Below are 6,277 nucleotides of genomic sequence, written 5' to 3' on the forward strand. Positions count from 1 at the left end.
CCTCTGGCTCTATTATAATGGAGAAAGACTCCCGCAGGTCCCGCGCGTTTGTTTTTTATTCGCCGATGCCCTCGAACACAAACCGGAAGGTTTGGCCCGGCGCAAGACGGCACAGATCTTCGGGGTGCGTTTTGGCGCCCCAGCTGTTGTCGCCGCCCACGCCCATCTGGCCCATGGTGCAGCGCACCACGGTTTTGGTCACAGGGGGCAGCTCGTACGCATGGCGGGCGTTTTCCACCTCGTGGGGGGTGTAGGGCAGCACGCTCACGTTCATGCCGTCCTCGCTGGAAAAGCGCATGCCCAGGCCGTTTTCGTCGGTCACTTCGGCCCAGCGAACGCCGGTGCGGTTTCCGCACTCCTGCGGGACCGCATAGGGCGTCATATTCTGCTGTGCGGTGGTCTCGTAAATGCCCAGCATGGCGCCGCTGCAGCGGTCGCAGTAGTTCTCTTCGGGGCCCATGCCGTAATAGCGCACCGCGGAAAAACGGGAGGGCAGAACAAATTCCATGCCGAATTCCGGCACGCAGACTTCCTTCTTGCCGTTCCAGGTCAGCGTCACTTCCACGCGGCCGTCACCGGTGATGTTGTACAGAACCGACACGGCGGTGCGCTCGGGCGTGGCCAGGTTGTAAATGGCTGCGATGCGGGCGGTCAGTGCGTCGGAATACATGCCGCACTGGGCCATGCGCGCATAGGTGCCCGCGCATTTCCACACGGCATATTCCGCAGGCATCTGGCAGCCCAGATCGTTGCTGGTGGGCGCGCGCCAGAAACTGAGCTGCGGCTGGGTCAAAAGCAGTTCGGCGCCGCAGCGGCGGTAGGAGATAAGGCCGCCGGGCTTGCGGCTGAACAGAAGGTCAAACCGCTCGCCAAAAACGCCCATATTGTAGTCGCCGTCCACTGCGCGCACGGGCAGAAGGCAGCTGGAGACAGGCTGTTCGTTGCGGGTGATGAACTGGCCCTGCGCCACCACGTGGTCCGCCTTGGCCCAGGCGGTATCCTCGGGCAGAATGACGCTGGCGGTGACGGTGTACTCGCCCGGGTCAGTGGGCACCACAAAGGGCAGAGGCATGGCTGCAAAGCCGCCGGGCTGCGCCTCGGCATGGACTTCGCGGCTCTCCCGCAAAACGCCGTCTGCGTACAGCTGAATGCGGACGTTGTAGGCCGCCAGGTCCGTGAACAGCGAATAGTTGCGGATGGTCACATCGTATTTGGAGACCAGAATCTCAAAGTCCGCATAGCAGGCTTTCACTTCCTGCAGTTTGGGCGAGGGGGTGCGGTCCGCAAACAGAAGACCGTTGCAGCAGAAGTCAAAATCCGAGGGGCGGTCGCTGAAGTCGCCGCCGTAGGCCGTGTAAGCGGTGCCGTCCGGCGCCAGCGCCAGCAGGCCCTGGTCGATGAAGTCCCAGATAAAGCCGCCCTGGTAGCTGCGCTCGTGGCGGGCCAGCTCGGTGTATTCCCGCAGACCGCCGCAGGAGTTGCCCATGGCGTGGGAGTATTCGCAGCAGATCAGCGGATGGCCCGGATTGCCCGCCAGAAAATCTTTCAGCCCCTCCACCGGGGTGTACATCTGACTCTCCATATCGCTGGTGGAATTGTAGCGGCGGTTGTGGAACACGCCTTCGTAATGCACCAGGCGGGAGGGGTCCTTCTCGCGGAAATAGTTGCTGACGTCGTACAGCACCGAGCCGCCGCCGGACTCGTTGCCGCAGCTCCAGATCAGAATGGATGGATGGTTTTTATCCCGCTCCAGCATGGCTTTGGCACGGTCCATCACCGCGGGCTTCCAGTCCTCGCGCTCGCCGGGCAGGCTGTTTTCGTCAAAACGGTCTCCGTCCGGTTTGCACCAGGTGCCGTGGGTCTCCAGGTTCATCTCATCCACCACGTACAGCCCGTAGAAATCGCACAGGTCGTACCATTCGGTGCGGTTGGGGTAGTGGCTGGTGCGCACGGCGTTGATGTTGTTCTGTTTCATCAGGATGACGTCGGCTTCCATCTCTTCCAGCGTCAGGGTACGGCCTGCGCCGCAGTCCCATTCGTGGCGGTTCACGCCTTTGAACACGATGCGCTTTCCGTTGATGAGCATGATGCCGTCCCGCATTTCAAACCTGCGGAATCCGGCGTTCATGGGGATCTGCTCCACCAGGCGGCCCGCCGCGTCGTACACACGCAGAGTGTAGGGGTACAGATAGGGGTCCTCCGCGCTCCACAGGTGAGGCTCGGCAATGGAGACGGTCATCTCCACCTCATGGCTTTCAATGGGGGCTTCCTCCACCAGGCCGCAGAAATCCAGCTCGATGCGGCCGCCCAGGTTGCCCTCCAGCTTCAGGGAGACACCCAGGGTGCCCACGGAGAAATCGTCGCTGAGGTAGGGGGTGGCAAACACATCGTCCACATGCACGTGGGGTACCGAGTACAGCGTCACACTGCGGAACAGGCCCGGCATGCGCCAGAAATCCTGGTCTTCCAGCCAGGAGCCGGAGCAGTACCGGAACACCTGCACGCCCAGCCGGTTGACGCCGTCGGGGTCCACAAAGTCGGTCAGATCAAAGCAGGCGGGGGTGAAACTGCCCTCGCTGTATCCCACAAATTTTCCGTTGCACCAGACGGCCAGAGCGCTGTCCGCTCCGTCGAAGTGCACCCGCACGGAGTTGGTCCAGGCGTCGGGAATGGTGAACTCCCGCACATAGGTGCCCGTGGGATTGGACCGGGTGGGAATCTGGCCCGGCACGATTTTTTCGGTGCCGTCCCAGGGATACATGATGTTGGTGTACTGCGGCGTGCCCCAGCGGCCGCCGCCCTGCAGGGGAATGGCGCCCGGTACTTCGATCTCATCCCACTTTTCCACACTGTAGTTCAGTGCGGAAAAGCCCCGCGGCGCTGATTCGGGCGTGGGCGACCAGGCAAATTTCCAGGCGCCGTCCAGGCTGACCTCAAAGGGCTCGCCCTGCACGTCTACAAAGGGATGGGAAGAGTGTGCTTCCAGACGGTTTACCGCGAACACAGCCGGGTCCGCAAGCCATTTCAGCTCAAAGTCCATACAAAGAAACGCTCCTTCTTCGTTTGATTTATCGGTTACAGCGAGCCGCCCGCACGGTTACCCGCGGGCGGCTCGCTGTCTCTTTTTTGTTAACTTTATTAAACCATAGATGGGCTTTTGTTGCAAGGCGCTGGAAGAAAAAAGAGCGGAAAATGATGAAGTGTGTCTCACAGGGGAAGATCCCGCCGGGAGAAGGCCACCGCGCCCAGACAGTACATGGACGAACCCCAGCCGTACAGGATCAGCAGCCGCCCGATGGCTCCGCTGTCTCCGGCCAGCAGACCGTCGGTGTCAAACAGGGTCAGGGGCGTGCACAAGCGCAGCCAGTCAAAGGTGTCGCCCACCTGGCTGAGCATCTGGATCAGCACGAACAACACGCACAGACCGGCCGCGATGCCCGCGGCCAGCCGGGTCTCGTTGAACAGGCACGAGCACAGGAAGGCAAGCCCTCCGAAGAACACGTGCAGCCCCAGCAGTCCCACGTTCAACAGGGCAAAGTGCTCCAGGTCCAGCTCGCCGGGAAACATCAGCTGGGCCGCTGCGGTGCACAGCCCGAAGGCCCAGGCGCACAGCAGCAGGGTGAAGCTGAACAGCACCGCCGCCTGGGTCCACACAATGCCCGCCCGGGTGTGGGGCGAGGCCAGCAGATACGCCATGGAGCCCTTGTCCACATGCCCGGCCACCAGACCGGCCGCCAGAATCAGAATGGCCACCATGGGCAGCACGATAAACAGAAACCCGTACAGATAGTTGGCCAGAAACTCGGTCAGCGTGGCGCCCGGGTCCGTCATGTTGAAGGCGGCGAAAATCTGGGGCATGCTCTCGGCCATCATGGCCAGGCTCTCGCCCAGCTTGGGGTCGAACATGCTCACGATCATACTTCCGTACAGGGTCATCACCGCCGCAAACACCAGCGCCAGCACCCAGTGGGCGCGCACCTCGCGGCGAAACAGCGTCAGGCTCATTGCTCCTCACCTCCGTAATAGTGCAGAAACCGCTCTTCCAGGGTCTGGCTGCGGGCCTGCAGGTCCGCCACCGGGTAGCAGGCGGCCCGCTTCAAAAAGCTGTCCACACTGCCCTGCACACAGGCGGTCACCACGCAGCCATTCCGGGCCGCACCGGTCAGGCCGTCCGCAAACAGAAGCGCGGCTTTTTCGGTTTCAAAGCGCAGGGTGAACACCCGGTTCTGGGCGCCCCGCAGCGCCTGCACCTGCTCGATGGCGGCAATGCGGCCCGCCCGCAGCATGGCTGTGCGGGTGCACACCCGCTCCACTTCTTCAAACAGATGGCTGGACAGAAGGATGGTCTTGCCCCGGGCCTTTTCCTCTTCCAGCAGTTCCAGAAAACGGCCCTGCATCAGCGGGTCCAGTCCGCTGGTGGGCTCGTCCAGCAGATACACTTCCGGGTCGCCCAGAAAGGTGCACACCAGCCCGATTTTCTGCTTTTGGCCCTTGCTCATTTTGCGAATGCGGTTTTTGCGGTCCACTTCGAACCGGTCGCACAGCGCGCGGCAGCGGGCGCTGTCCCGCACGTGCTTCATGCTGGCCACAAAGCGCAGAAAGCCGTCGCCGGTCATGTCCCCCGCCAGAGACAGTTCCCCGGGGAGATAGCCCACCTTTTCCTGCACGCGGCGCGCGTCGGCAAAGCAGTCCATCCCGGCAATGCGCACCCGGCCGCTGTCCGGCCGGACAAAGCCCATCAGATGGCGCATGGTGGTGGTTTTTCCGGCGCCGTTGGGCCCCAGAAATCCAAAGGCCTCGCCGGCGCTGACCCCAAAGCTTACGTCAAAGACTCCGCGGCCCTTTCCGTAGTCCTTGGTGAGGTGCTCCACTTGAATCAGATCGCTCATAAAAACTCCTCTTTGTATGAAATTTTGCGGAAGTGTTCCAGCCATCGGGAAAACTCTTCCATGACCCGCACCGGCTCCACCGGGGTGCCGGTGCGCCGCTTTTCATCCAGATAGCCCGCCGTCATCCAGGTGATCATGCGCAGGATCTCTTGGGGGTCCACCTCGGGCCGGAACCTGGAAAAGTCCACGCCGGTGAAAAAATCCGTCTGCGCGCTTTTCAAATCCAGCGCCAGCGTGTTCTGAATCCTGCGGGAGATCTCCTCGTCCCGGCTTTCAAAGGCGCGCAGGGAGAATTCCAGCAGCCAGGGGCATTGCTCCATCAAAGCCACCTTTGCCTGCCCGCCCAGAAGCAGCAGCTCAAAAAAATCGGTCTGCCCGGCGGCCTGCATGGCTTTCAGCTGCCGGTCCACCAGGCGCACCGCCTGGTCGTAGCAGAACAGGTACAGCTGTTTTTTGTTGTGAAAGTAGTAAAACAGAAGCCCCTTGGGAATGCCCGCCTGCGCCGCAATGTCGTCGGTGGAGGCGTGCCGGTAGTCGTTGCGCGCAAAAACCTTCATGGCGGCGTTCAAAATGCGCAGCTGTTTTTCCCGGGGCAGATGTTCAAAAGCCGGTTTCATGGTCCCCGCCTCCGTTTCTAACCTTATTATAGAGGATTGACTGACCGGGACAAGCCCCCGCCGAAAACTTTTTTTGCCCCGGTTGACGCGGCGCGGCCGGAAGGGCTATCATAAAAGAAAAAACGTGGGAGGTCTTTTGCATGGAGACAATGGAAGCGATCCGCACCCGCAGAAGCGTGCGCAAATTCACGGGGGAGCCCATTTCCCGTTCACAGCTGCAGACCCTGCTGGAGGCGGCCATGTACGCGCCCAGCGCCCACGACCGGCGCCCGTGGGAGTTTGTGACGGTCACCCGCCCGGAGACCCTGGCAGATCTTGCCGAAAAGGGGCGCTGGTGGAAAATGCTGCCCCAGGCGGGCACCGGCATTCTGGTGTGCGCAGACATGAACAAAGGGGAAAAAATCGTGCCGGAAATGCACCTGAACGGCTGCAGCGCGGCCATCCAGAACATTTTGCTGGCCGCCCATGACATGGGCCTGGGCGCGGTCTGGCTGGGCGTGTGCGAGGGCAGCGATCTGGAGCCGCTGGTCCGCGAGATGTTCCATCTGCCGGACCACATCCGCGTGGCGGGCATGGTGGCGGTGGGCCATCCGGACGGGCAGCCCCAGCAGCCCGAGACCCGGGTGGATCTTTCCCTGTGGCACGAAGAGCAGTGGTGAAAAAACGGCAGGATAAAGCCGGGGTGACATAAGAAAACGGCGGTGAAGCCCCGAAATTTTGACGCATGAAACGCAGAAAGCGGTCCTGCAAGCAATTTGCTTGCAGGACCGC

At 61.8% G+C, this 6,277-nt stretch carries 5 protein-coding genes; 1 reads left to right on the forward strand and 4 read right to left on the reverse strand.

All coding sequences use genetic code 11. The features are described from left to right. Positions 1-55 precede the first annotated feature (55 nt). The 4 genes from lacZ to WMO24_RS00195 form a co-directional block, all read right to left on the reverse strand. A complete protein-coding gene (gene lacZ / locus WMO24_RS00180) occupies positions 56-3,040 on the reverse strand; it encodes a beta-galactosidase, LacZ type (RefSeq protein WP_349213989.1) in 2,985 nt (994 codons plus the stop codon). Between the two features lie 167 nt (positions 3,041-3,207). After that, positions 3,208-4,005 (reverse strand): ABC transporter permease, encoded by a 798-nt coding sequence (locus WMO24_RS00185; RefSeq protein WP_349213991.1) that lies wholly within the window; start codon positions 4,003-4,005, stop codon positions 3,208-3,210. Beyond that, on the reverse strand, positions 4,002-4,889 hold the full coding sequence (locus tag WMO24_RS00190) for an ABC transporter ATP-binding protein (RefSeq protein WP_349213993.1): 888 nt from the start codon (positions 4,887-4,889) through the stop codon (positions 4,002-4,004). The genes WMO24_RS00185 and WMO24_RS00190 overlap by 4 nt, the downstream gene beginning before the upstream one ends. After that, positions 4,886-5,506, reverse strand: coding sequence for a TetR/AcrR family transcriptional regulator (locus tag WMO24_RS00195; RefSeq protein ID WP_349213995.1), 621 nt, complete (start codon positions 5,504-5,506; stop codon positions 4,886-4,888). The genes WMO24_RS00190 and WMO24_RS00195 overlap by 4 nt, the downstream gene beginning before the upstream one ends. Before the next feature lie 140 nt (positions 5,507-5,646). On the opposite strand from WMO24_RS00195, the gene WMO24_RS00200 reads away from it, so the two are divergent. Further along, positions 5,647-6,165 carry a nitroreductase family protein gene (locus tag WMO24_RS00200; RefSeq protein ID WP_349213996.1) on the forward strand — a complete coding sequence of 173 codons (519 nt, stop codon included), beginning with the start codon at positions 5,647-5,649 and terminating at the stop codon, positions 6,163-6,165. Positions 6,166-6,277: the final 112 nt, after the last annotated feature.

The organism is Ruthenibacterium intestinale (genome assembly GCF_040096265.1).
Taxonomy (GTDB): Bacteria; Bacillota; Clostridia; order Oscillospirales; family Ruminococcaceae; genus Ruthenibacterium; species Ruthenibacterium komagatae.

What these genes read in the sequence shown, in the direction of transcription:
- lacZ (WP_349213989.1), bottom strand. Translation starts at nt 3,040, where the DNA reads ATGGACTTTGAGCTGAAATGGCTTGCGGACCCGGCTGTGTTCGCGGTA.
- WMO24_RS00185 (WP_349213991.1), bottom strand. Translation starts at nt 4,005, where the DNA reads ATGAGCCTGACGCTGTTTCGCCGCGAGGTGCGCGCCCACTGGGTGCTG.
- WMO24_RS00190 (WP_349213993.1), bottom strand. Translation starts at nt 4,889, where the DNA reads ATGAGCGATCTGATTCAAGTGGAGCACCTCACCAAGGACTACGGAAAG.
- WMO24_RS00195 (WP_349213995.1), bottom strand. Translation starts at nt 5,506, where the DNA reads ATGAAACCGGCTTTTGAACATCTGCCCCGGGAAAAACAGCTGCGCATT.
- WMO24_RS00200 (WP_349213996.1), top strand. Translation starts at nt 5,647, where the DNA reads ATGGAGACAATGGAAGCGATCCGCACCCGCAGAAGCGTGCGCAAATTC.